This window comes from Paenarthrobacter sp. YAF11_1 (assembly GCF_052113445.1).
GTDB lineage: Bacteria > Actinomycetota > Actinomycetes > Actinomycetales > Micrococcaceae > Arthrobacter.
The window spans coordinates 386,543-407,937 of sequence record NZ_JBFRDF010000001.1 but is presented as its reverse complement, the minus strand read 5'-3'; the positions used below and the strand labels follow the sequence as shown (position 1 = coordinate 407,937).

At 63.3% G+C, this 21,395-nt stretch carries 26 protein-coding genes and 1 tRNA gene; 18 read left to right on the top strand and 9 right to left on the bottom strand.

From position 1 onward, the window contains the following. Window positions 1-11: 11 nt before the first annotated feature. Window positions 12-1,475 carry a zinc-dependent metalloprotease gene (locus AB4Y77_RS02020; protein WP_442012843.1) on the bottom strand — a complete coding sequence of 488 codons (1,464 nt, stop codon included), beginning with the start codon at window positions 1,473-1,475 and terminating at the stop codon, window positions 12-14. Between the two features lie 209 nt (window positions 1,476-1,684). Here AB4Y77_RS02020 and AB4Y77_RS02015 point away from each other — a divergent pair, with 209 nt between their 5' ends. The 3 genes from AB4Y77_RS02015 to AB4Y77_RS02005 all read left to right on the top strand — a co-directional run bounded on the left by AB4Y77_RS02015 (window position 1,685) and on the right by AB4Y77_RS02005 (window position 6,169). After that, window positions 1,685-2,821 carry a YlbL family protein gene (locus AB4Y77_RS02015; RefSeq protein WP_442012842.1) on the top strand — a complete coding sequence of 379 codons (1,137 nt, stop codon included), beginning with the start codon at window positions 1,685-1,687 and terminating at the stop codon, window positions 2,819-2,821. A 126-nt stretch (window positions 2,822-2,947) separates the two neighbouring features. Beyond that, window positions 2,948-5,944: a UPF0182 family membrane protein gene (locus tag AB4Y77_RS02010; protein ID WP_311212772.1), complete on the top strand. Its 2,997-nt coding sequence runs from the start codon at window positions 2,948-2,950 to the stop codon at window positions 5,942-5,944. Between the two features lie 148 nt (window positions 5,945-6,092). After that, window positions 6,093-6,169 (top strand) — tRNA-Met (locus AB4Y77_RS02005). A gap of 64 nt (window positions 6,170-6,233) precedes the next feature. Here AB4Y77_RS02005 and AB4Y77_RS02000 read toward each other — a convergent pair. From AB4Y77_RS02000 to AB4Y77_RS01970, 7 genes are all read right to left on the bottom strand, one after another. Continuing rightward, window positions 6,234-6,788, bottom strand: coding sequence for a hypothetical protein (locus AB4Y77_RS02000; RefSeq protein WP_442012841.1), 555 nt, complete (start codon window positions 6,786-6,788; stop codon window positions 6,234-6,236). A gap of 142 nt (window positions 6,789-6,930) precedes the next feature. Next, window positions 6,931-7,080, bottom strand: a complete 150-nt coding sequence (locus tag AB4Y77_RS01995; RefSeq protein WP_442012840.1) for a hypothetical protein — start codon at window positions 7,078-7,080, stop codon at window positions 6,931-6,933. Between the two features lie 17 nt (window positions 7,081-7,097). Beyond that, complete coding sequence (locus AB4Y77_RS01990) at window positions 7,098-7,505, bottom strand: hypothetical protein (protein WP_442012839.1); 408 nt, start codon at window positions 7,503-7,505, stop codon at window positions 7,098-7,100. Further along, window positions 7,502-7,870 carry an HNH endonuclease gene (locus tag AB4Y77_RS01985; protein ID WP_442012838.1) on the bottom strand — a complete coding sequence of 123 codons (369 nt, stop codon included), beginning with the start codon at window positions 7,868-7,870 and terminating at the stop codon, window positions 7,502-7,504. The genes AB4Y77_RS01990 and AB4Y77_RS01985 overlap by 4 nt, the downstream gene beginning before the upstream one ends. Before the next feature lie 100 nt (window positions 7,871-7,970). Next, window positions 7,971-8,372: a hypothetical protein gene (locus AB4Y77_RS01980; RefSeq protein WP_442012837.1), complete on the bottom strand. Its 402-nt coding sequence runs from the start codon at window positions 8,370-8,372 to the stop codon at window positions 7,971-7,973. A 97-nt stretch (window positions 8,373-8,469) separates the two neighbouring features. Beyond that, the gene (locus AB4Y77_RS01975; RefSeq protein WP_442012836.1) at window positions 8,470-9,651 is read right to left on the bottom strand and encodes a tyrosine-type recombinase/integrase; all 1,182 of its coding nucleotides are present in this window, start codon (window positions 9,649-9,651) and stop codon (window positions 8,470-8,472) included. Further along, window positions 9,644-9,997 (bottom strand): hypothetical protein, encoded by a 354-nt coding sequence (locus tag AB4Y77_RS01970; protein WP_442012835.1) that lies wholly within the window; start codon window positions 9,995-9,997, stop codon window positions 9,644-9,646. Before AB4Y77_RS01970 ends, AB4Y77_RS01975 begins: the two co-directional genes overlap by 8 nt. A 242-nt stretch (window positions 9,998-10,239) precedes the next feature. On the opposite strand from AB4Y77_RS01970, the gene AB4Y77_RS01965 reads away from it, so the two are divergent. The 12 genes from AB4Y77_RS01965 to AB4Y77_RS01910 all read left to right on the top strand — a co-directional run bounded on the left by AB4Y77_RS01965 (window position 10,240) and on the right by AB4Y77_RS01910 (window position 18,061). Continuing rightward, window positions 10,240-10,485, top strand: coding sequence for a helix-turn-helix domain-containing protein (locus AB4Y77_RS01965; RefSeq protein WP_442012834.1), 246 nt, complete (start codon window positions 10,240-10,242; stop codon window positions 10,483-10,485). Between the two features lies 1 nt (window position 10,486). After that, complete coding sequence (locus AB4Y77_RS01960) at window positions 10,487-10,720, top strand: helix-turn-helix domain-containing protein (RefSeq protein ID WP_442012833.1); 234 nt, start codon at window positions 10,487-10,489, stop codon at window positions 10,718-10,720. 139 nt (window positions 10,721-10,859) lie between these two features. Continuing rightward, entirely contained in the window at window positions 10,860-11,888 is a 1,029-nt protein-coding gene (locus tag AB4Y77_RS01955; RefSeq protein ID WP_442012832.1) for a YqaJ viral recombinase family nuclease, read from the top strand. A gap of 2 nt (window positions 11,889-11,890) precedes the next feature. Further along, on the top strand, window positions 11,891-12,685 hold the full coding sequence (locus AB4Y77_RS01950; RefSeq protein ID WP_442012831.1) for a recombinase RecT: 795 nt from the start codon (window positions 11,891-11,893) through the stop codon (window positions 12,683-12,685). Between the two features lie 27 nt (window positions 12,686-12,712). After that, entirely contained in the window at window positions 12,713-13,096 is a 384-nt protein-coding gene (locus tag AB4Y77_RS01945) for a hypothetical protein (RefSeq protein ID WP_442012830.1), read from the top strand. Then, window positions 13,093-13,551 (top strand): RusA family crossover junction endodeoxyribonuclease, encoded by a 459-nt coding sequence (locus AB4Y77_RS01940; RefSeq protein ID WP_442012829.1) that lies wholly within the window; start codon window positions 13,093-13,095, stop codon window positions 13,549-13,551. Before AB4Y77_RS01945 ends, AB4Y77_RS01940 begins: the two co-directional genes overlap by 4 nt. Further along, a complete protein-coding gene (locus AB4Y77_RS01935; protein ID WP_442012828.1) occupies window positions 13,548-14,354 on the top strand; it encodes a helix-turn-helix domain-containing protein in 807 nt (268 codons plus the stop codon). The genes AB4Y77_RS01940 and AB4Y77_RS01935 overlap by 4 nt, the downstream gene beginning before the upstream one ends. Then, window positions 14,347-15,654, top strand: a complete 1,308-nt coding sequence (locus AB4Y77_RS01930) for a DNA-methyltransferase (protein ID WP_442012827.1) — start codon at window positions 14,347-14,349, stop codon at window positions 15,652-15,654. The genes AB4Y77_RS01935 and AB4Y77_RS01930 overlap by 8 nt, the downstream gene beginning before the upstream one ends. Continuing rightward, window positions 15,651-16,655, top strand: a complete 1,005-nt coding sequence (locus tag AB4Y77_RS01925) for a DNA cytosine methyltransferase (RefSeq protein ID WP_442012826.1) — start codon at window positions 15,651-15,653, stop codon at window positions 16,653-16,655. The genes AB4Y77_RS01930 and AB4Y77_RS01925 overlap by 4 nt, the downstream gene beginning before the upstream one ends. A gap of 2 nt (window positions 16,656-16,657) precedes the next feature. Beyond that, complete coding sequence (locus AB4Y77_RS01920; protein WP_442012825.1) at window positions 16,658-17,149, top strand: hypothetical protein; 492 nt, start codon at window positions 16,658-16,660, stop codon at window positions 17,147-17,149. Then, entirely contained in the window at window positions 17,118-17,729 is a 612-nt protein-coding gene (locus tag AB4Y77_RS01915; RefSeq protein ID WP_442012824.1) for a hypothetical protein, read from the top strand. The genes AB4Y77_RS01920 and AB4Y77_RS01915 overlap by 32 nt, the downstream gene beginning before the upstream one ends. Window positions 17,730-17,785: 56 nt before the next feature. After that, entirely contained in the window at window positions 17,786-18,061 is a 276-nt protein-coding gene (locus tag AB4Y77_RS01910; RefSeq protein ID WP_442012823.1) for a hypothetical protein, read from the top strand. Here AB4Y77_RS01910 and AB4Y77_RS01905 read toward each other — a convergent pair. Continuing rightward, entirely contained in the window at window positions 18,058-18,504 is a 447-nt protein-coding gene (locus tag AB4Y77_RS01905) for a hypothetical protein (protein ID WP_442012822.1), read from the bottom strand. The two genes, AB4Y77_RS01910 and AB4Y77_RS01905, sit on opposite strands and share 4 nt — an antisense overlap. A gap of 287 nt (window positions 18,505-18,791) precedes the next feature. Here AB4Y77_RS01905 and AB4Y77_RS01900 point away from each other — a divergent pair, with 287 nt between their 5' ends. From AB4Y77_RS01900 to AB4Y77_RS01890, 3 genes are read left to right on the top strand one after another with little or no spacing between them, the layout of a single operon-like run. Beyond that, complete coding sequence (locus AB4Y77_RS01900) at window positions 18,792-19,262, top strand: hypothetical protein (protein WP_442012821.1); 471 nt, start codon at window positions 18,792-18,794, stop codon at window positions 19,260-19,262. After that, on the top strand, window positions 19,262-20,701 hold the full coding sequence (locus tag AB4Y77_RS01895; RefSeq protein ID WP_442012820.1) for a sialate O-acetylesterase: 1,440 nt from the start codon (window positions 19,262-19,264) through the stop codon (window positions 20,699-20,701). The genes AB4Y77_RS01900 and AB4Y77_RS01895 overlap by 1 nt, the downstream gene beginning before the upstream one ends. Then, window positions 20,698-21,393, top strand: coding sequence for a hypothetical protein (locus tag AB4Y77_RS01890; protein WP_442012819.1), 696 nt, complete (start codon window positions 20,698-20,700; stop codon window positions 21,391-21,393). Before AB4Y77_RS01895 ends, AB4Y77_RS01890 begins: the two co-directional genes overlap by 4 nt. Window positions 21,394-21,395 lie beyond the last annotated feature (2 nt).

The following is a 21,395-nucleotide window of genomic DNA, read 5'->3' as shown; positions in this document are numbered from 1 at the left end:
CGGGGGCTCGCCTACTTGGCTTGGCCGTCGGTGTCCGTGTCATCTTGTTCGGTTTCGTTGCCAGGGGTGTTTTCCGCAGAATCGCCCTTTTCCGATGCATCAGCGGCGTCAGTGTCCCCGGGCTCGGTGGTGTCATAGCCGCCGCTGAGCAGCTTCTGCAGGGCGTCGTCAACTTCGCTGTCGCTGGCTTCGGCCAAACGGCGGCGTTCGGAGAAGCCCTTGGGATCGTCCAGGTCTTCACCGGTGGGCAGCAGATCAGGATGGTGCCAGATCGCGTCACGGCCGGCAATGCCGCGCTCTTCCTTTAGCGTTGCCCACAGTGTGGCTGCCTCCCTGAGCCTGCGGGGGCGAAGCTCCAAGCCAACAAGGGACGAGAACGCGTGTTCGGCCGGTCCACCGGTGGCGCGGCGACGACGTACCGTCTCGCGGAGCGCGGTGGCAGAAGGTAGGACTTTGTCCGTGGCCTCCGCGGTGAGCTCGTCCACCCAGCCTTCAACCAAAGCGAGGGCGGTTTCGAGCTTCTCCAGAGCGGCCGTCTGTACAGGAGTCCGTTCCGGCGTGAAGACACCATGAGAGAGAGCTTCCTGGATTCCCTCAGGGTTGCTGGGATCAAGGTCCCGGGCCAGGTCTTCAATGCGGGACATATCAATGTGGATGCCGCGGGCGTAAGCCTCGATGGCACCCAGGAGGTGGCCACGCAACCACGGAACCTGGACGAACAGTCTGGCGTGCGCCGCTTCACGGACGGCAAGGAACAGGCGGACATCGTTTTCGGGGAGGCTGAGGCCTTCACCGAATTTGGCGACGTTGGCGGGCAGCAGCGCCATTTCCAGGTCAGCCAAGGGAACGCCGATGTCGGTGGAGCTGACGACCTCGGCCGAAAGCGCGCCGATGGCCTGCCCCAGCTGCATGCCGAAGATTGCGCCGCCCATGTTTTGCAGCATGGACGAAGCACCGCCCATCATGGACTTCATTTCCTCGGGCATTTGCTGGGTGAGCGCGTTGGACAGGGCGTTGGCGACGCTGTTGGCCACGGGTTCAGTCAAGCGCTTCCACGTACCGAGAGTCGCCTCCACCCATTCTGCCCGGGACCACGCGCGGCCGATCAGGCCGGTTGCTGAAAGATCAGTCACGGGGTCCAGCCAAAGTTCAGCAAGCCTGAGGGCTTCGTCGATCTCCCGGGCCTGGACGGCGTTCACTGAGGGATCGCTGCCTGCCGCTGCGACCCGTCGCGCATTCTCATGGGCAAGCTGCCAGTTCACGGGCCCCTCGGAGGTGGAGCTCATCATGGCCTGGACTTGCGCGAACATCTGCTGGAGCAGTTGGGGATCGTTGGGCAGGCCGGCGGCCTTGGCCAGTTCGGCGGGATCGATGTTGCCCATACCCTGGCCGCCCATCAGGTTCTGCAGCATTTCTGCCAGCGGATCCTTGGGAGTGTCGTCGTCGTTGGACGGATTGTTGGGGTTGGATGTCATGGTGCCGCCGATCGTCGAACTGGCTGGTGATCTCTTTCACCGTACCCCGCAGCCGTAACGCTGTCTGCCCGGATGCGGCGTCGTTCGCTGTAGGCAAAGCATCCCGCCAACGTCGGACCGCGTAGTGTTGATGTTTGGTATGTGCCGCATCCGTCTTGGTGGCAACAGCCATGGAACCGGTCACGTCATGCCGGCATAGAGAGGCCTCCATGCTTACTTCGCCCAGCCCCGAGGGCTCATTGGATCCGCGTCAAGCGCCCGACGCCGATCCCTCCCCGGTGCCTCCGGCACCTCCCCGCGACACCAGGTACATGATCATGGTGATCTCAGGCCTGCTGGCATTGGGACTCGGCATTGGCGCTGCCGCCCTGCCGGTTCCTTACGTTATTGAGTCAGCGGGGCCTACGTTCAATACGTTGGGCAAAGACGGCGATAAACCCGTTATCAAGATCTCAGGACGCGAGTCCTTCCCCGCCAACGGCAACCTGGATCTCACCACCGTGGTCATGACCGGCGGTCCGAAGAGCCCGGCCACCATCTTTGATGTGTTCCGGGCCTGGTTGGACAGTTCCAAAGCCATTTATCCCGAGGAGCTGATCTACCCCAAGGGCACCACCGCTGAGCAAACGGTCAAAGAGGGCGAGATTGCCATGGAGACGTCCCAGGAGAATGCGTTCGCCGCCGCATTGCGGGAGCTCGAAATCCCGTTTGAGCAACGGCTGAATGTCGCTGGACTCTCGGAAGCTTCACCCTCGGCCGGGAAAATCCAGGAGGGCGACCTCCTGAAGTCGATCAACGGCAAAGCCATTACGTCCATGAGCGTCATCCAGTCCGAGTTGGCTGCCGGTGCAGGGGCGCCGGCCGTCGTCGTGGTCGAGCGGAAGGGGGCTCCGGTGACGGAAACCATCACGCCCACCAGGAATTCGGCCGACCGCTATGTCCTGGGTGTGCTCCTGGCCAGTGACTTCACGTTCCCGTTCGATAGCAGCATTTCACTGGAGAACGTGGGTGGACCCAGCGCCGGAATGATGTTCGCCCTCGGAATCGTAGACAACCTCACCCCGGGCGACCTGACGGGCGGCAAACACGTGGCTGGCACCGGAACCATCACCGCCGACGGCGCAGTGGGTCCCATCGGTGGAATAGCCCAGAAGATGGTCGGAGCACGCCAGCAAGGGGCCACCATGTTCCTGGCCCCTGCCGCCAATTGTGCTGACGTCGTGGGCCATGTTCCCGATGGTTTGCAGGTGGTCAAGGTCGAAACACTGGCCGATGCCACATCCGCTGTGGAACGGCTCGGGTCGGGAGAAGACACGACGGGCCTTCCCACCTGCACAAACAACTAGACTGGCGGTGGAACTTAGCTCCACCGCCACTCGTGGCATATATGACGGCCTCCGCCATATCCCAGCGGCAGAGAATGTCAACCACTCGCATACCGACTGTTCACTGACACCAATGAGGTACAGAGTTTGTCCCGTCCCGCCAGCTCCAACCCGCCCGGAAGATCACCGCTGAGACGAGGTGCCCTGACGCCGACGCTCATTGTCGTGGCAGTGGCCGTCGTCGGGTTCATTTTCTTCGCCAATGTGTGGACCGACGTCCTCTGGTACCAGCAGCTTGGTTTCTTCGAAGTGTATATACGCGAAAACCTGGCCAGGATCATCACGTTCCTGATCGGTTTCGCCATGATGTTCGCTGCTGTGTTCTTCGCCATCAGGATCGCCTACCGCTCCCGCCCCGTCTACGCGCCGGATGCCGAGTCGCGTGACAACCTCAACCGTTATCAGGCCCAGCTTGAGCCGGTTCGCAGGGTTGTCATGATCGGCCTGCCCATCCTGTTTGGGCTTTTCGCCGGCAGCGCGGCGGCAAGCCAGTGGCAGAAGGCCCTGCTGTTCTTCAACCAGGAACCATTCGGCCAGACGGACCCACTGTTCAACCTCGACATCAGCTTCTACCTGATGTCGCTTCCCTTCCTGGGATTCGTCACGGGCTTCCTGATCAGCATCGCCGTCGTGGCCGGCGTCGCCGGAATCCTTACCCACTACCTTTACGGCAGCATCCGCCTGATGGAGCGCGGCATTTTCACCAGCCGCGCCGCCCAGATCCACATCGCTGTGACCGGTGCACTTTTCCTGGTCCTGCTGGGTGTCAATTTCTGGCTGGACCGCTACACCACGGTGCAGAGCAACTCCGGCCGCTGGGCCGGTGCCCTCTACACGGATGTCAATGCCGTGGTTCCCACCAAAGCCATCCTCGCGGTTGCCGCTGGGCTTGTAGCCATTCTGTTCATCATTGCCGCGATCATCGGACGCTGGCGACTGCCGGTCATCGGTACCGCAATGTTGGTCATCACAGCCATCCTTGCCGGCGGTGTCTACCCCTGGGTCATCCAGCAGTTCCAAGTGCGTCCCTCGGAAAACACGTTGGAGAAGGAATTCATTGACCGAAACATCAAGATGACCAGGGCCGCGTATGGCCTGGACCAGATTGATGTCTCGGCCTACAACGCAACCACCACCGCCACGACCGGTGCGCTGGCTGCAGATGCGCAAACCACGGCGAACATCCGCCTTCTTGACCCGAACCTCATTTCTTCAGCGTTCGCGCAGCTGGAACAGTACCGCCCCTACTACCAGTTCCCCCAGACCCTGAACGTTGACCGCTACATGGTTGACGGCAAGGTTCAGGACACAGTGATCGCAGTTCGCGAGTTGAACCCGGATGGCTTGAGCGCCAACCAGCAGACGTGGGTCAACAGGCACATTGTCTACACCCACGGTTACGGTGTTGTGGCTGCCAAGGGCAACAAGTTCACCGCTGACGGAAAGCCGGAGTTCCTGCAGTCCGGCATTCCCTCCAATGGTGTCCTCGGCAATGACACCACCTATGAGCCCCGCATCTACTTTGGCGAGAACTCGCCCGAGTACTCGATCGTGGGTGCGCCTGATGGTGCGCCGAACCGCGAACAGGACCGGCCGGCAGGCAGGGAAGGTGGGGGAGAGACCCAGTACACCTTCAACGGCAATGGCGGTCCCAATGTTGGCAACTGGCTCAACCGGATCCTTTACTCCATCAAGTTCCAGTCTTCAGACCTGCTGCTGTCCGATGGCGTCAACGCTGAGTCCCAGATCCTGTACGAACGCAATCCCCGCGAACGCGTCGAGAAGCTGGCTCCGTACCTGACTGTTGACGGCAACGCGTACCCGGCCGTTGTCGATGGTCGAGTGAAATGGATTGTTGACGGCTACACCACCAGCCAGTACTTCCCGTATTCGCAGCCGCAGCAGTTGCAGAACGCGACTGCCGACTCGCAGACCAGCGCAGGCCGCACGGTTGCCTTGCCGAACAGCTCGGTCAACTACATCCGAAACTCGGTCAAGGCCACCGTGGATGCCTACGACGGTTCAGTCAACCTCTATGCATGGGACGATCAGGACCCCATCTTGAAGGCGTGGCAGAAGGTCTTCCCGACCGTCATCAAGCCTTACTCGGAGATGTCCGGCGACCTCATGAGCCACGTCCGGTACCCGGAGGATCTCTTCAAGGTCCAGCGCGAGCTTCTGGGCCGTTACCACGTGACGGATCCGGACAGCTTCTACCAGAACAACGACGCTTGGAGCGTTCCGAACGACCCCACTGTTTCGGAAGCCGTCAAGCAGCCGCCGTTCTACATGTCGCTGCAGATGCCTGACCAGGAGAAGCCGGCCTTCCAGCTGACATCGTCCTTCATTCCACAGACGGTCAACGGCAGCGCGAGGAACATCTTGTACGGCTTCCTTGCTGCGGACTCTGATGCCGGCAATGTGAAGGGCGTCAAGGGGGATAGCTACGGAAAGCTTCGGCTTCTGGAGCTCCCCACCGATACCCAGGTCCCTGGTCCCGGCCAAGCCCAGAATAAGTTCAACTCCGATCCCACCGTGTCCCAGGCGCTGAACCTCCTGCGGCAGGGAGCCTCGGACGTTTTGAACGGCAACCTGTTGACGCTGCCCGTGGGTGGCGGCCTGCTGTACGTGCAGCCCGTCTACCTGAAGTCCACCGGTGAGACGTCCTACCCGACGTTGCAGCGCGTGCTGGTGGCTTTCGGCGACAAGATCGGCTTTGCGCCGACTTTGGACGAGGCACTGGACCAACTGTTCGGTGGCAACTCCGGTGCTACGGCCGGAGATGCAGACAACAACGGCCAAACGCCCACAGCGCCTCCTGGCACCACTGCGCCGCCCACTGGTCCCACCGATGCCAAGGCTGACCTCAAGGCAGCACTGGACGAGGCCAACAAGGCGATCACGGACGGCCAGGCCGCATTGGCGAAGGGCGACTTTGCCGCTTACGGGGCCCAGCAGACCAAGTTGTCTGAGGCTCTGAAGAAGGCCCTGGATGCGGAAACGCGTATGGGCGCCACGGCGACTCCTTCGGCAACTCCGGAAGCCAGCCCCAGTGCCACACCGTCGCCTTCTCCGAGCAGTTAGGCCGCCTAGCGAATGACTAGCGACTGATAAGGGCCGGTGCCTGCTCCCTTGGGGAGCGGGCACCGGCCCTTTCAGATTTGAGGGAGACGCACATCACGTAGCCAGGATTTGGTCTCCCATTCACCTGACGGTAATGTTGTTCTTGCGACGCGGGGTGGAGCAGTTCGGTAGCTCGCTGGGCTCATAACCCAGAGGTCGCAGGTTCAAATCCTGCCCCCGCAACCACAGGGCCCTAGATTCCGCGGAATCTAGGGCCCTTCTCTTTTTCGAGGGGACGCATTCCCCTCATTTACCCCCCGCTTTCGTTTTTGTACGGATTCGGCGTGCGATTGGCCTCCTCTTGCTCATAGTTGAAACCTCCAAGGATTGACCTTGTGCGTTCACTCCATCCGGCCCGGCGTCCTTCCTCCCACACCTCCTCGAGGGTGGCGACCATAGGCTCGAGGGTAGACGCTGCTACGGCTTCGAGGTCTCGGGCGTAGAGGGCGGGGCGGTCGCCGAACTCAGGGAATATCTCCCCGTCCCCGAAATGGCCCACAAATTTGCGGACACGTTCGGCCGCTGCTTTGGCTGGCGGGAGCTGCCGGCTCGAGTCATGGACGTCCACTCCTGGCGGCTGGTCCGCGTTGTCATCCTGCTCCTCCGCGGCTGCCGGACGCGAGCCGGCGAGGTGCGCGCCGCAAGGGGCCGGCTCCTGATCGTGTCCTTCGTAGAGGACGGCGTACCTCGAGAGCCACGCGTTCCAGTGCAGTTGGCAAAGTGGGATGTTGTCGGACTGCCTAACAGTGATCGTTGTGCCCTCGGTGCAGTTCTTGCATTCCTCCGCTGCTTGCTCTGTCGTCATGGCCTCTCCTCGGTGTGGTGTTCGGCGTTGTGGTTGTCGGCCCACGCTTGGGCCCTTTCCCGTTGCGGGCCGTTCTGAGCTACCCGGCAGTCGGGGCAGTTGGCTACCCAACGGCCGGGGATGCCTGGGTGGACTGTGGCGCTCACTGCTGCTCCTCCTCTCGGCGTTCCCACTCGGCGTATGCTGCCGTCCATGCCGGCGTGTCCCTGTCCGCTTCGCCGGACTGGACCATCTTGTCCAGCAGTTCGTCCAGCTCGAGTCCGGACAGCTCCCGCGGGTCCTGCTTTGCCATGCTCGTTCCTCTCTCCTTCAAAAAAGCGTGTCGCTTGGGGTTGATCCGCCGGGGCCGTAGTCCTCCGCCTCGAGGTCCCAGCGTTCGTCTGTTCGGGTGTCGGTTACGACGTCGTGGCCGCAATGTCTGCAGCGGGCGGCGTATATGTCCCGGAGTGGCTGCGCCGGCACCTCCTCGACGGCGTCGTATTTCTTGCCGCTGCGGGTGGTCTTGGTCCGGATGCGGGTAGTCATGGAGCCGGCCGGTGGGTCCCGGAGCCCCCACGCGATCATCGACTCGTCAACGGATCCGCATTTATCGCACGCGAGTTCCTCGGCCGTGGCGTGGTAGGCGAGCGAGGACCGGACCTCTGACCACTCGCCCCAGACCACCTTCTCGCCGTCCCAACTGATAGGCAGGTCGTGCCGGCTGCTGACGATCTTCACGGCTGCAGCTTGCGTCCGTCGTTGGTCAGGGACCACTCCCGGCCGGTCCAATCCGTGTACGGCAGCTTCTCCGGGTCCGCTGCTGAGGAGATCCGGAAGCCGCGGGCCGTGGCCTGGACTGGCTGGCTCTCAATCAGCCCGTGGCACTCGGTGGTCGCGGTGCCGCAAACAAGAAGGAGGTTCGCCGGCTGGTTGGCAGCGGCGGAGCGCGTGCCTCCCATGCCGCGGGCCCGTCTGTGCTGCAGCGAGTACCAGCCGTCCTCGGTCCGGACGTGCCGGCCGCAATACTGGCACTTGCTGAGGTCCCGCTGGATCACTTGCCGGCGTACAGCCGTCGTGGGCCCGCGACCATGATTTTTAGACACTTTGCCTCCTCTGGTCTACTCTTGTCCTTGTGTTCTCTCTTGTTGGCGCGAGGGTGAGGGCCCCCGGACTTGGGCAGTCAGTCCGGGGGCCCTTTTTCTTTTACTTGCCGCGGCGGACGTCGCCTGCGATGCAGCGCTCAACCTCTGCGGCCTGAGCCGCGGTGTAGGCGGTGCCTTCCATCTCGAGTTCCTCGGTAGTGAAGGTTACGCGGCTGGCTGCGTCCGGGAGGCTGAGGGAGAGCGTTGCAGCGATCGAACGGACCAGCTCGTGGCGGGTGATCGCTTCCGGGGCCTCGACAAGAGCGTCGAACGGTACGCGGTCGATCCGGCGCATGCTGGCCTTGCCTTCGCGGGCGTCGTCGGTGCTGACAAGCGAGGCGTCCCGCTTGGAGGGGCGGACGAACTCGACGGTCCAAGTCAAGGCGGCGTATGAGTCGGAGACGTGATCGGCGGCGAGCTTCGGGTCGATTGTGACGTGCTGGCCGGTGGTGACGTTTTCCATGGTGGGCTCCTTCGGTGGTGTTTCCCTTGCTGACATAATAAGTATAGCACGGTTAGCCGTGTATCAACTACGAAAAGTAGAGAATCGGCTGGGAAATTTAGACGGGCTTCACAAGGTTTTGGAGTGTTTGGCGTGCGTCAGGTCCCTCGTGGGTTAGCTGGACATAGTGCCGGCGGGTGACGTCGGTTCCGACGTGCCCAAGCTGGCCGGCCGCTGTTGCCAGGTCCTCGGCGTTGTTGAGGACGGTGGCCACGGTCTTGCGGAAAACGTGCGGCGTTACCCATCCCAGTCCGGCCGGCGTGAGGACCTTTGTTATCTGCTTGCGGACGCTGCCCGGATCTCGGAGGGTCCCTTCGGTGCTCGGGAAAATGACGTCGTGAACGTTCGCCACCGTGAGATTGACGCGCCGGCGCATGAGTGCCTGGGTAGCGAACGGAGGCAAGGCGAGCCGCCGGCGGCTGCTGCTGGACTTCGGGTGCTCTTGGCGGAAAAGCCGGGAGGGCTTCTCTTCGGTGCTGACGATCGTTCCGGTAACGGTCAGCGTGCCGGCCTCGAGGTCTACGTCTTCCCAGCGGGTCGCGAGCAGCTCGCCGATACGGGCACCGGTGGCAAGCAGCAAGTCAAGAATGTCGAGGAGGTCCTGTGTTGGTGGCCGGCCGCGGCGGGGCGCGCCTTCCTTGAGGGGCTCGCCAAGCTGCCAGCTTCGGACGGCGGCGCGGGCGGCGCGGATCTCGTCAAGGGTAAGTGCGCGGACCTCTTTGGGGGTCACGGTGATGCCGGCAACTTCGCGGACCGGGTTGGTGTTGGCTGCGCCGTGGCGGACGGCGAGTCCGAGTACTCCGGACAGGACGGAGCGGCAGACTTTAGCGGACGGCGCGCCGGTGCTTTCCGTCGTAGCCTTCAAGAACCGGTCAATGCGGGTTACGGAGCATTCGGAGATCATCAGGGCCCCGAGTCCAGGCAGAATGTGGTCCTCGAGGGCGTCCCTGTATCGTTTTCGGCTGTTCTCCGCGAGATCCGGCCACTTCTCGGCTTGCCAAATTTCGGCGACGAACTGCAGCCGGCTGGATGCGGTGATTTCGTCGCCGGCCGGGGCCGTGCGTGAGGTGAGGTCGGCGGTCAGTGCTGAGCGGGCTGCGCCTTTGGTCTTGCCGGAGCGCTCCACGTCCCGAGTTCGTCCGTCGTAGTCACGGAATCGGGCTCGGGCGCGGTAGCCTCCGGCGATTTGTTCAATGCGGATAGTTCCCCACGTCCCAACGGGGAGTGGGGGCCTACCCATGGCGGAGTGCTTGGATCAAGCGGGCCGCGGTGGCGAGCTGATCCGGGGACAATTCGCGGAGTTGCGCGACAATCAGGTCGATTTCCTGGTTCTCGCTGTAGCTTTCGGGCAGGACGCCGGCGGATGCCATGGCGGCTTGCTGGACGATGTGGAGGGGCAAGCGGAGGCCGGAAGCGAGCTTCTCGATGGTGTCAATTCGCGGCATGTGGAGCTGGCCGTTCTTGCTGCCAAGTTGGCCGATCTTCGCTTTCGACAGGCCGGAGCGGATAGCTATTTGCGAATAGCTATCGCCTGTCTTTTCTTGGTGCTGCCGGATTAGCTCGGCGAGCGTAATCTGTTCGGTCATTGCGGTGCTGCTCCTCTTTCGTGTGCGGATAGTAGGTATTTGGCCACCTCCCAGCTGGCTTCCAATAACATCAGTCTACCTTTTATAGACGCTTGTCGTCTAGTTCAAGAGTTCATCCGGCAAATTTCTTTTAGACGGCTCGCCGTGTCTCCGTTTGCACTCTACTGGATCGCCGTCTAGATTATGTAGACGATCGAACAAAGGAGTGGACGGCATTGGAAGCTGATGTGAAGGTGTTCATCATGCCGCGGCGAGTGCAGGGCTCCGAAGGGCTCACCACTGCGCTGCGGCTACGCATGGACGAAGTAGGGGTCGGCGTGCATCGGCTCAAGGCAGCAACGGGCGTAAACCATCAGACTCTCGCGAACCTGGCGAACGGTCAGGGCGGCGTCGAGCTGCGGAAGGCAACGCGCATTGCTGAGGCGCTGGAAGTTCGAGTGGGGGATCTCTTCCTCCATAAGGACGGCGCGGAACTGGTCGGCGGCTGACGTGTCGGGCTGGGTCGGGCTCGAGCAGCTCATGACGGCTGAGGAGGTCGCGGACGTGCTACGGGCACCAAGCACCAAGACGGTCGCGGGCCTCCGGCAGAAGAACAAGCTCCGCGGCGTCCGGGTCGGAAGGTCCTACCGATACCACAAGGACGACGTCGAGGAACTCATAGAAAAGCTGAGGGCTGAGGCCAAACAGGAGCAGTTTTGGGCCAACGAAGAAAACAAAGACTGACCTCTCCGCTAACGGACAAGCGGAGGTCCTGGCTGCAGCGGATGGACCGCTGCGTGTTCCGGTGCTGGTCCTGCGGGGCCTGGCGACTGCCTGAACAGCATATGAACAAACCACACAACTGCGCAAGTGAGAGGGAGCAATGACTAAGACTCTTATGCCGGAGGGTCTGGGCGGGCGGCTTATTCTGCCGGCCGCTGACTACCGGCGAAACCGTGGCCTCTGGCTGCGGGCGCGGCGCTCGGGGCTTGGGGCCTCGGACACTGCAACAATCCTGGGCCTGAACGATTGGAGCACTCCGCTCAAGGTATGGCAGGAAAAGACAAGCTTGGTGGCTCCGGATGATTCGGATCTCTCGGACGCGGCCGCTGCCGGCAACATGCTTGAGCATCCGGTGGCCGTTGGAACGGTCAAGCGCTGGCCGGAGCTGGGCAAACTGGCCCCGACTCCGGGGCTCTTGGCGCACGAGGAACATCCGTGGATGCTCGCAACCCTGGACCGGCTCCTGATTGAGCGCGGCAGCTCGGGCCGGCTGCTCTCAATCCTCGAGGTCAAGACGACGACGAGCCAGAACTACAAGGCGCGCTGGATCGACGGGCTACCGCCGGCGTCCATCCAAGTGCAGGTCCAGCAGCAACTCGCGGTCACTCGCTGGCCGTTCGCCTGGGTCACTTGCTACCTGCGGGACACTGCCCAATTCATGCAGCCTGTCAAGGTCGATCGCTCGGACGAGGTTATCGGGCAACTGATCCACTACGGCGGCATGTGGTGGCGCGATCACGTCGAGGGGATGCTCCGGCCGGAGCCCACTTTCGGCGATCGCGGGCAGCTCGGGCTGCTGTGGCCGGCGGACGCTGCAGCGGACGCGATCACTGCCGGCCCGGAGCTGGAAAAGACGGTTGCGGATCTCGCAGACGCGAAACGTCGAAAGAAGCAAGCGGAGGAGGACGAGGAGCTGGCGGCGTTCAAGCTCAAAACCACCATGAAGGAACGGACCGGGATTGTGAACAGCTCCGGCGAACTCCTCGCAACCTGGAAGCGCGGCACAAGCCGGCGGTTCCAAGAGAAGAAATTCAAGGCGGACCATCCGGGCCTTGCGGCGGAATACTCGCCGGCCGTAGAGGGGCGCGGCAATCTGCTCCTCACCAAAGCAGCTAAGGGAGAAGAATAAACATGCCAACAACAGACGGAAGCGCGCTCGCCGCAACGATCGGGAGCAAGCAAGCGGAGACGGGCCGGGCTACGGCGTTCGATCTCATGAAGTCCATGCGCTCGGAGTTTGAGAAGGCACTGCCGGATCACGTCCCGGTTGAGCAGTTCATGCGGACCGGCCTTACTGAACTCCGGCAGAATCCGGAGCTGCAGCGTTGCTCCGCGGACTCACTCCTGGGCGCTTTCCTGGTAGCTGCCCGGCTCGGGCTCGAGGTCGGCGGGCCAATGGGTCAGTTCTACTTGTCGGTCCGTAGCGAGACCAACAAGTCACTCAACGACGGCAAGGGCGGCAAGGAATGGCAAGCCGTCCCCATCATTGGCTACAAGGGGCTCCTCGAGCTGGCGCAACGTACCGGCCGCGTAAGTGCTGTCGGCGCGGAGCTGGTCCGCGACGGCGACACCTTCCGGCGCGGGTTCGATTCCCGGATGGGCGGCAAGTTCACGCAATGGGAACCGGTGGACTACCTCGAGACGCGGGAAGTCGTCGGCGTCCTGGCATGGGCTGAGGTTGGCGGAGGCGTCCAGGACCGTTACCTCCCAATTGAGAAGGTCCTCGAGCGCAAGGCTCGAGGCTCGGCAGGGGACAAGGGCCCCTGGGCCACGGACTACGAGGCCATGGTCCGCAAAACCGGCTTCCGTGCACTGTCCGGAGATCTCCCACAATCGGCCGCGCTCGCACTCGCTCGAGCAGCGGACGAGGAGGTCCAGCGGTATGTGCCGGGCGAGACGGTGGACCTCGGCGAGCAGTCGGAATAGCAAGCACCCAACAAAGGAGAGCACACAATGAAAAGCAAGACGGCACCTGTCCGCCGGACTGATCCGGGCACCTCGCACGCTGCAGCGGCCGGGATCTCGGTCCGCAAAATGTCCACCGTCCGCTCGAGGGTCAAGGCGATCCTGGACGCCGGCACCAAAGCACGCGAAAACGGCGGGCTTACTCACGACGAGATTATCGCGGAGTACAAGGGCTACAGTCTGCGCCTGGGCTGGCCTCCGGCGTCTGACTCGAGCATCCGGACGCGCTGCAAGGAGCTGTGGCGGGACGGCGAGGTTGAGAGGATCGAGGACACCACCGGGCGGTCAAGGTTCGGCCGCGATTCCATCCTTTGGCGTGCTGCAGTCGTCCAAATTTCAGAGACGAACGGCGAATCTGAGGAGACGGCATGAGCGAACAAAAGGTGGCCTTTTGGGCTTACGGGGTGCCTGTCCCTCAAGGATCCAAAAAGATCGGGCGCAACCCTGCGACGGGCCGGCCGCTGCTGGTGGACGACAACGACAAGGTGCTCAAGCCGTGGCGGGAGACGGTGGATTTCTTCGCGCGGCGCGCTATGCGCCGGCTCGAGCGGTTCGAGGGCCCGGTGCGGGTGGAACTCACGTTCTACATGCCGCGGCCGCAAAGTCACTACAAGAAGGACCGGACGCTCAAGGCGTCTGCTCCTGCCTGGCCGGCCGCGAAGCCGGATATTGACAAGCTCGAGCGCTCCGTCTTCGACTCGCTGACTTCCGCCGGCCTCTGGGCTGATGATGCGCGGGCCGTGAAGGTCGAGAAGTCTAAGCAGTACGCGGACGATCACGACCCCGGCGTCTTTGTCGTCGTCGCTGACTTGGGGGTGGCGTTGTGAGCTTGCAAGCAATGGTGTGGGCCCTCAAGACGGCACCTGTCCCGGACCCTATCGCCCACCTGGTCCTTATCGGCCTTGCTGACCATGCCAAGGACGACGGCTCGGCTGCGTGGCCGTCTGTGTCCGTTCTGGCGGAGTACGCGAGGTGCTCGCCGCGCTCCGTGCAGAACAAGCTCCGGCTCCTCGAGGAGCACGGTCTGATCTGGAAGGGTGACCAGCGAGGCGTTGCGCATATGCCGGCGAACCGCCGTCCGGTGGCCTACGATCTCAACATTTTTGGGGTGAATCTGGTGCGTCCCCAAAATTCAGGGGTGCACGAAAACGGCTCTAGGGGTGAATCGGGGAGCGAGCAGGGGCGCACACCTGTACCGGCAGGGGCGAACGTGTATGCAGACAGAACCGTCCTTGAACCGTCCTTGAACCGTCCTTCTGAACCGTCCATGCTCGCGGGCCTTGCTTTCGAGGATTTTTGGGCGGTCTATCCTCGCAAGACGGCGAAAGCTTCGGCGCTCAAGGCTTGGAAGGCTGCGGTCAAGACAACGGCTCCGGAGGTAATCCTGGCAGGGGCTCGGCGGTACCGGGAAGATCCGAACCGGGCAGCGCAATTCACGGCGTACCCGGCAACCTGGCTGAACGGCGGACGGTGGGAGGACGAGGATCTCCCGGCTCGAGGGAATCAGTCCGGGCCCCGAGATCGTCAGGGCGAGATCCTGCAGCGCGAGATGGAAGCAGCGCGAGCCGCGGACTCCGCGGAAGCTGCTGGTCGTCTGCAGCTCGCGGCGGGCGGTGGTCCTCGTGCGTAAGCCTCACTACGAAAACGAGTCGGTGACGCTGTACGCCGGCGACTGCCTCGAGGTGCTGCGGGACTTGCCGGACGCTTCGGTCGATTCCGTAGTCACGGATCCGCCGTATGGGCTGGGCAACACTTCCTCGGCTCTGGTGGCGGAGACGGTGACGGCCTGGCTCGGTGGCGACCGTGAGTTCATCCCGGAGGGTCGCGGGTTCATGGGCCGGCCGTGGGACGCTTTCGTGCCGCCGGTCGCCGTCTGGGACGAGTGCCTCCGGGTCCTCAAGCCGGGCGGGCACCTTCTGGCGTTCTCCGGCTCACGGACCTTGGACCTCATGTCGCTTGGCATTCGTTTCGCGGGTTTCGATATTCGCGATTCGATCATGTGGCTCTACGGGTCCGGATTCCCCAAGTCGCGGGACGTGTCGGCAGCCATGGCGGCATACCAAGAGGGCGAGCGTCCGGAGGACGGCAAGGACCCGGACGTCTACCGGGTGACCAAATTCGTCAAAGAGGCGAGGGACGCGGCCGGCTGGACGAATCGGCGGATTGACGAGCTGTTCGGCACCAACGGGATGGCCGGGCACTGGACAACTCAAGGCGCGCAACCCTCGGTGCCGTCCCTGCGGCAATGGGACATCCTGCGCGAGGCGCTCGCCTTCGAGGACGAGCAGATCCGGCCGGTAGTTGAGCGGCTGTGCTCCAACGAACGGCCGGAGGACTGGGGCGCGGGGGAAGGGGATGCTGACTTCCTTAGCTCGCTCAAGAAAAACGTGGAGTTCGCAAGCGCGGGGGACTGGGGCACTGCCTTGAAGCCGGCATTCGAGCCGGTGGTGGTGGCGCGTAAGCCGGTGGTGGGCTCCATTACGTCCAACGTGCAGAACTTCGGCACTGGGGCTTTCAACCTGGCGGGCTGCAGGGCTGGCGGGGAGGAGGGTCGCTGGCCGGCGAATGTGGTTCTCGAGGCGTCCCAAGCTGCGGAGCTGGACCGGGTGAGCAACGAAAAGCCGGCGCAGTTCTTCCCGGTGTTCCGATACGAGCCAAAAGCTCCGACGTCGGAACGTCCGCGGGTGAACGGCGTAACGCACCCAACGGTCAAGCCGCTTGAGCTTATGCGCTGGCTCTGCCGGTTGGTCACTCCTCCGGGCGGCGTGGTCCTCGAGCCTTTCGCCGGCTCCGGGACGACGGTCGAGGCCGCGGTGCTTGAGCGGTTCCGCTGCATTGCCGTTGAGCGTCAGCCGGAATACCTGCCCTTGATCGAATCACGGTTTGCCAAGCCGCTTGAGCCGGTCTTTGATTTTGGGGCGCTCCTGTGAGGGCGGGGGAGGTCTGCGCCGGTTACGGCGGTCTTGCTCTCGCTATCGAGGAGGTATTCGGGGCGACAACTGCCTGGTTTAGCGAGTTCGACGCTGCACCGTCCAAAATTCTCGCCCATCACTGGCCGGGCGTCCCAAACCATGGCGATATGACCAAAATCGACTGGGCAGCCATTGAACTGGTGGACATTATGAGCGGGGGGACACCCTGCCAGGATCTCAGCACGGCCGGACGTCGCGCCGGAATGAATGACGGAACACGGTCCAATCTGTGGGTCACCATGAGGGAAGCAATAGCAATCCAGCGGCCGCGGTTCGTGGCCTGGGAAAACGTGAGAGGGGCCTTCAGTGCCGACGCTAGTAGCAGTTTGGAACAGTGCCCGGGATGTGTGGGAGACGCCAGCGACGGAAGGGTTTTTCTGCGAGCACTTGGACGTGTTCTCGGAGACCTTTCCGACCTCGGGTATGACTGTCAATGGCGTGGCCTTCGAGCTTCCGACGTGGGAGCCTGCCACCCTCGCTTCCGGGTCTTCGTCCTTGCTGCCAACCGTGACCACCTCGGAGAGTACCGGCCCGGGCAACGGGCCACGGAAGACTGGCGGGGACAACCTGCGAACGGTGGTGGCGCTCTTGCCAACACCAACAACGCGGGACCACAAGGACAACACCATTCGGCGGGAACCTCACCGGCCGGACGATACGGACACTCTAGCGAGGGCGTTAACTGGGGTCGATACGCCGGGGCTGTTCGTCGGTGGGAAGCCTTGCGTGGAGCCGCACCTTCCCCTGTCGAACTAAGCCCGGCCGGCAAGCCGCGGCTGTCTGCATATTTCGCGGAATGGATGATGGGCCTTCCTGCCGGGTGGGTTACGGGCGTCCCGGGCGTTGGGTGGAGTGAGCAGCTCAAAGCTTGCGGAAATGGTGTTGTACCTCAGCAAGCGGTCGCGGCGCTCCGGGACATGCTCGAGGCGTTCGAGACAAGCTGGGGGCTGGCGGCGTGAACATGAGCCAAGAGGAGGCCGTCACTCTGGTGGCCTACTTGAACCGGGCCGGCTTGGTGATCGCCATGGAAGGCCAGGCCGCTGTTTGGCGGGATGCGCTGTACGGGGTCCGGTTCGAGGACGCGCAGGAGGCGGCGCGGGAAATGGTGCGGGCCGGTGCCACTAAGGAGCGGTTCGCCACTCCTGCGGATCTGTTCCGGGCAGTAAAGAAATTGCGGGGCTCGAGGATCGGGGGCCGGGTCGCGCCGGCCCCTCCGGTTCCTCTGGACCCTGCCGGGGAGCTGCTGTTCGGCCGGGTCTACCTGTGGGCCCTGGGCTCAGGGGCCTCGGAGGAGGACGCGGACGCCGTGGCGTGCCGGCGGGTGGGCGTGAAGCGCGAGGCGCTCGCCGGCCCTTCCCGGAATCCACGCGAAATTGTCGAGGCTGCAGCGGCAGCGCTGGTTGATGAAAAGAGGGAATGCGGTGGACGTCAAGAAGCAGTGGTCGGAGAGTGAAGCGCGGCGCGTTGAGGCTCACGTGAAGCGGACGCGGGAACGGCTGCGGGATCTCGCGGACCGGTACATAGCGCTGGAGGGCCATATCCCGGCGGGCGGGCGTCGAGGCGGCGGAGACGTGCCGGCATTCCACGCGCCGGCGGGGCCTCGCGCTCCGCTGCGGGTGGAGGTGGTGGACGTCCGGGACGAGGTGGCGCTCTACGTTCGCGACTTCCTGCCGCGGGTCCGGCTGTCCATGAGGCTCAAGGGCATCACTCGAGGAGCTGGCGACGTCCGGCCGGGGCTGCTGTTCATGGCTCGCATGCTGCCTTTCGTGTATGCGCGGTCCGCTGCCCTGGGGGATGAGATCTCGCGCGGCGCGTGGGACCTCGAGCGGCGGGCAGCCTGGGCAGCCGGCGAGGTGCCGCGGCCGTTCGCACTGACGGACCCCTGCGGCGGCTGTGGGCTGCATTCCTTGTGGGTTGTCCCGGAGCGCATGGTGATCCGCTGCGGCAACCCTGCGTGCGGCCGGCAAGAGTCGGTGTCGGGGGTCTCTGTTACTGTCGCCTCACAACCGGGACGCTTGACGTTGAGGGTATAACCAATCTGAAGAACGACCTCATTGTTGCTTCCACCGGAAAAATCAAGTTCGGGGATATGACAATCGACCCGTCTTTGTTCGGTGGCAGCGTTCAATTCGACGGCGGCGGTTATCTTTCGGGGACTGCCTCCGGGCCACAGATAACGGGGCCGGCCAATAATTCGTTCCTCTATACGCGGCCCGCGCTCGCTGGGATGCAAGCGACGGATATTGAGCTGGTCGGGAACACTGAGGTCCAGGGTAAATTCCGGCTCTCAAATCCGGGGACGAAAACGGCGGTTACGTCGAACGTCTACATGGAGGACGACGGGACGCTCCGGCGGATCATCTAGAGGTTGTCGGTGTTGTAAGCCGTGCAGAGGTAGCGGCTGGCGTAAACGGCAACAGCTACACCGTTGGTCCGCTGCGCTTCATTCTCGCCAGCTAGTGCTCCGATCTCCGTGTAGGTCATTCCCTGGGCGAAAAGCGAGCACGCGTGGGCGGCTCCCTCGAGGAGCACGCCGTCAGATGGAATAACGCCGTCGCGCCACGCATTAACAGCCTTCTTGACGCCGGCCAGGTACTTGCCTTGGGCGCTTTCATCTGAAAACTCGGGCGGAAGGGATGGGCTGGGCGCGGCTGGCGCTGCAAGAAGCGGGGCGATCTTCTCGGATGCAGTGGCCGGCTCGCTTGACGCTGCAGCCTCGGGCGTCGAGGGGTCTGCCACCTCGCCGGCGGCGGAGCATCCGGTCAGGGCGAGGGCTGCGGCAGCTACGAGGATCGTAATTTTCTTCATGTCTACATTATATAGACGATCGGACACTAATGGAACAGAGTAGGGCCGTATCTCCGGAGGTTTTCCTCCTAACCCACCAGCGAGACGAGTTCCGGAAAGCGTTGGCGGAATCTCAGCTTGCGCTCTCCGCGGCCAACGCGAAGAACGCGTACAAAGACCAAATTATTGCCGAACTGCGCGATCTGGTTGAGACGAAAGATCCGCCGGAGCCTCCCGCACCTCAACCCAAATAACCACCACTAAGGCACCCAACCGGGTGCCTTTTCTTTTGCCCAAAGGAGGCAACCATGGCAGAAGTTACCGGCACCCTTTGGGATGTTGGGCTGGGGCATCTGGCCGGCAAAAGTCCGGTTCTCTATTTCACTCTGAACGCTCCGAACCGCAAGGCGGGCGCGCTATTTGCAACGGAGCCGGTAAAGGTCATCCCGGCCTCTAACGGCACATTCACGGTGAACCTTGCCCCCAATACGGACATGCACGACACGGCCTGGTACACGGTCCGCGTCCGCTGGGTCAACTCCGCGGACCCCAAGACCTTTAGCTACCAAGACTTTCCGGAGTGGACGCTGCAGGTTCCAACTGCCGGCGGTTCCTTCTCCGATCTTGTCAGCCGGCCCCCCACAAACTCGCGCATGGTCTATGTCTCGCTGGCTCCTCCTGACAATCCGCGGCCGTTCTCGCTGTGGCTCAAGGACGATCCGAATGACCCAACTAATCCGCTCAATACCGGGAATCTTTACGAATGGAGGAACGGCTGATGGCTGGGTCCTGGGAATTTCTCGCAAACGTCCGCGGCGCAACCGGCAACGCGGGCGACCCTCTAAGCCCCGAGGCTATTGCTGCAGCGGAGGCGGTCGCGGAGGAAGCGGTAGACGCGGTAAATCCGGTCCGCCGGACTGATCCGCTCGCGCCGGTCGCGGCCGCACCTTCTGACGAGTACCTCGAGGCCGTAACTGACCTCGCAGGGCGTGTCAGCGAGGGGACCTTCATGGACGGCACTAAGCACCTGCCGCACCTCCGGACGGACCTGCTGCGCCTCGGCATTGAGTCGGTCCTCGAGTCTGTTGCTCCGGTGGGCTTCGCTCACGTCGAGGTTGACGCCTCCGGCCGGATCTCGTGGGGCGTAAAAGACGACGGCACCTTCTACGCCTCGAACCTTGAGGTGGGGAACGTCTTTACGCGGGGCGGCGTCAAACAGAGCAAAACGGTTTACGTCGTGCCAATCCTGGGACAGTCCAACGCGCTGTGGAAATGGCATGACGCGGCAACTGTCAAGGTCCGGGAGGCGTCCAGCCAGCTCCTGCTGTGGAACGCCGGAGCCGGCACCACGATTCCGGTCCCGCTCACTCACGGCGAGTCGATCGGCTTGAACTTCTGCCAAGAGTTCGCCAGGCAGAATCCGGACGCCGTGGTGGTCGCCGTCCCTACTGCGGTAGGGTCCTCCGGCTTCACGCCTGGCGCGAACGGCACATGGGACCCGGATTCGGTGGCTACTCCGAACCTATACGCCAACGCGGTAGCGCAGACCAAGGCGGCACTGTCCGCGACGGGCGGCACGCTTCTGGCGGTCCTTTGGTCGCAAGGCGAAAACGACCGCGCCACCATGACGCAGACGCAATACGCGGCCGCGCTGGACTACATGGTGGGCAAGTTCCGCGCTGACGTCGGAGTGGCCGACCTTGTGTTCATCCTCGGGTCTATGACTCCGGAGGAGATCGCCGCTGGCGGTCCTGGCAGTAGCACGGAGGGCATTGCTCTTGCGCATGTCGATACTCCGCGCCGGCTGCTGCGGACCTCCTACGTCTGGGGGCCCAAGGACTACGGGCTGTATGGAGAGCGTATCCACTACAGCTTCGAGGGCAACGCGGTCCGCGGCAAGATCATGGCGACTGAGGGCCTCTATCGGGCCCGGCTCAACGTGACGGGCAAGAATCCTATTGCCCCTCATGGCGTCCGGATTGAGCGCTCGGGGACTACTGCAGTTGTGAGCTGGGAGGCTCCTCCCTGCCGGTTCACGGACTTCAATCTCGAGACGTCCACGGACTACGGCGCTACCTGGACGCCGGCCGCGCTGGTCGGTCGCGTGGCGCTGAGCCACAGCCTCACCGGGCTGACGGCGACTGCTCCGCTGTGGGCTCGTCTTTCCACAACCAACGAAACCGGCGCATCTGCCAAGACCATTGAGGTGAAAGCATGACGACCAAGCGGACTTTCGCAAACAACTTTGCCGGCGGCGATTCGGCATCGTTGGACTATCTGAGCCACAGCACCGGGGTGGCCGGGTACACACACCGGTGGCTCGCCGCTCGGCAGTCTCCGGCTGACGGGGCGGCGCTGTCTGCGTTCACTCCGACAACTGGAACGCTGGCGCTGTCCTCGAACGGCACGGCCCCGACGATGCAGACGGACGAGTACGGGAACCGTTGCGTCCGGTTTGACGGCGTGGACGATATCCTCTCGGCCTCCGGGCTGTCAGACGTTCAGACGCTCGTCGTCGTGGCGAGGGTAAAAGCGGCAACGGGTGTGGAGCATGGCGTGTTCCACACTGGCGGTACTTACCTCAAGCGGACCACGGCGGACACGTCGGCGATCACGATCTCGGGCACCACCTCGAAGTTCGTTTCTGTCAATCCCAACGGGCCGCTCTACCACGTGTTCAGCCTGGCAGCCACGAGCACTACTTCGCGGTACGCGATCGACGGCACGGCTGCAGAGGTCGGCGCGTCCACCGGCGTTCACTCCCAAGTGACCATCGGCCGGGCCTCCACGGCGATCTTCGGCAACCTCGACGTTTACGAGGTAATCACGTACCCGACTGCGCTAAGCCTGGGAAACCTCACGAGCATTCGAGCGGCCATGGCTGCCCGGTACGGCTCGGCACTGGCTTAGGG

What these genes read in the sequence shown, in the direction of transcription:
- AB4Y77_RS02020 (WP_442012843.1), bottom strand. Translation starts at nt 1,475, where the DNA reads ATGACATCCAACCCCAACAATCCGTCCAACGACGACGACACTCCCAAG.
- AB4Y77_RS02015 (WP_442012842.1), top strand. Translation starts at nt 1,685, where the DNA reads ATGCTTACTTCGCCCAGCCCCGAGGGCTCATTGGATCCGCGTCAAGCG.
- AB4Y77_RS02000 (WP_442012841.1), bottom strand. Translation starts at nt 6,788, where the DNA reads ATGACGACAGAGCAAGCAGCGGAGGAATGCAAGAACTGCACCGAGGGC.
- AB4Y77_RS01995 (WP_442012840.1), bottom strand. Translation starts at nt 7,080, where the DNA reads ATGGCAAAGCAGGACCCGCGGGAGCTGTCCGGACTCGAGCTGGACGAA.
- AB4Y77_RS01980 (WP_442012837.1), bottom strand. Translation starts at nt 8,372, where the DNA reads ATGGAAAACGTCACCACCGGCCAGCACGTCACAATCGACCCGAAGCTC.
- AB4Y77_RS01975 (WP_442012836.1), bottom strand. Translation starts at nt 9,651, where the DNA reads ATGGGTAGGCCCCCACTCCCCGTTGGGACGTGGGGAACTATCCGCATT.
- AB4Y77_RS01970 (WP_442012835.1), bottom strand. Translation starts at nt 9,997, where the DNA reads ATGACCGAACAGATTACGCTCGCCGAGCTAATCCGGCAGCACCAAGAA.
- AB4Y77_RS01965 (WP_442012834.1), top strand. Translation starts at nt 10,240, where the DNA reads ATGCCGCGGCGAGTGCAGGGCTCCGAAGGGCTCACCACTGCGCTGCGG.
- AB4Y77_RS01955 (WP_442012832.1), top strand. Translation starts at nt 10,860, where the DNA reads ATGACTAAGACTCTTATGCCGGAGGGTCTGGGCGGGCGGCTTATTCTG.
- AB4Y77_RS01950 (WP_442012831.1), top strand. Translation starts at nt 11,891, where the DNA reads ATGCCAACAACAGACGGAAGCGCGCTCGCCGCAACGATCGGGAGCAAG.
- AB4Y77_RS01945 (WP_442012830.1), top strand. Translation starts at nt 12,713, where the DNA reads ATGAAAAGCAAGACGGCACCTGTCCGCCGGACTGATCCGGGCACCTCG.
- AB4Y77_RS01940 (WP_442012829.1), top strand. Translation starts at nt 13,093, where the DNA reads ATGAGCGAACAAAAGGTGGCCTTTTGGGCTTACGGGGTGCCTGTCCCT.
- AB4Y77_RS01920 (WP_442012825.1), top strand. Translation starts at nt 16,658, where the DNA reads ATGAGCCAAGAGGAGGCCGTCACTCTGGTGGCCTACTTGAACCGGGCC.
- AB4Y77_RS01910 (WP_442012823.1), top strand. Translation starts at nt 17,786, where the DNA reads ATGACAATCGACCCGTCTTTGTTCGGTGGCAGCGTTCAATTCGACGGC.
- AB4Y77_RS01905 (WP_442012822.1), bottom strand. Translation starts at nt 18,504, where the DNA reads ATGAAGAAAATTACGATCCTCGTAGCTGCCGCAGCCCTCGCCCTGACC.
- AB4Y77_RS01900 (WP_442012821.1), top strand. Translation starts at nt 18,792, where the DNA reads ATGGCAGAAGTTACCGGCACCCTTTGGGATGTTGGGCTGGGGCATCTG.
- AB4Y77_RS01895 (WP_442012820.1), top strand. Translation starts at nt 19,262, where the DNA reads ATGGCTGGGTCCTGGGAATTTCTCGCAAACGTCCGCGGCGCAACCGGC.
- AB4Y77_RS01890 (WP_442012819.1), top strand. Translation starts at nt 20,698, where the DNA reads ATGACGACCAAGCGGACTTTCGCAAACAACTTTGCCGGCGGCGATTCG.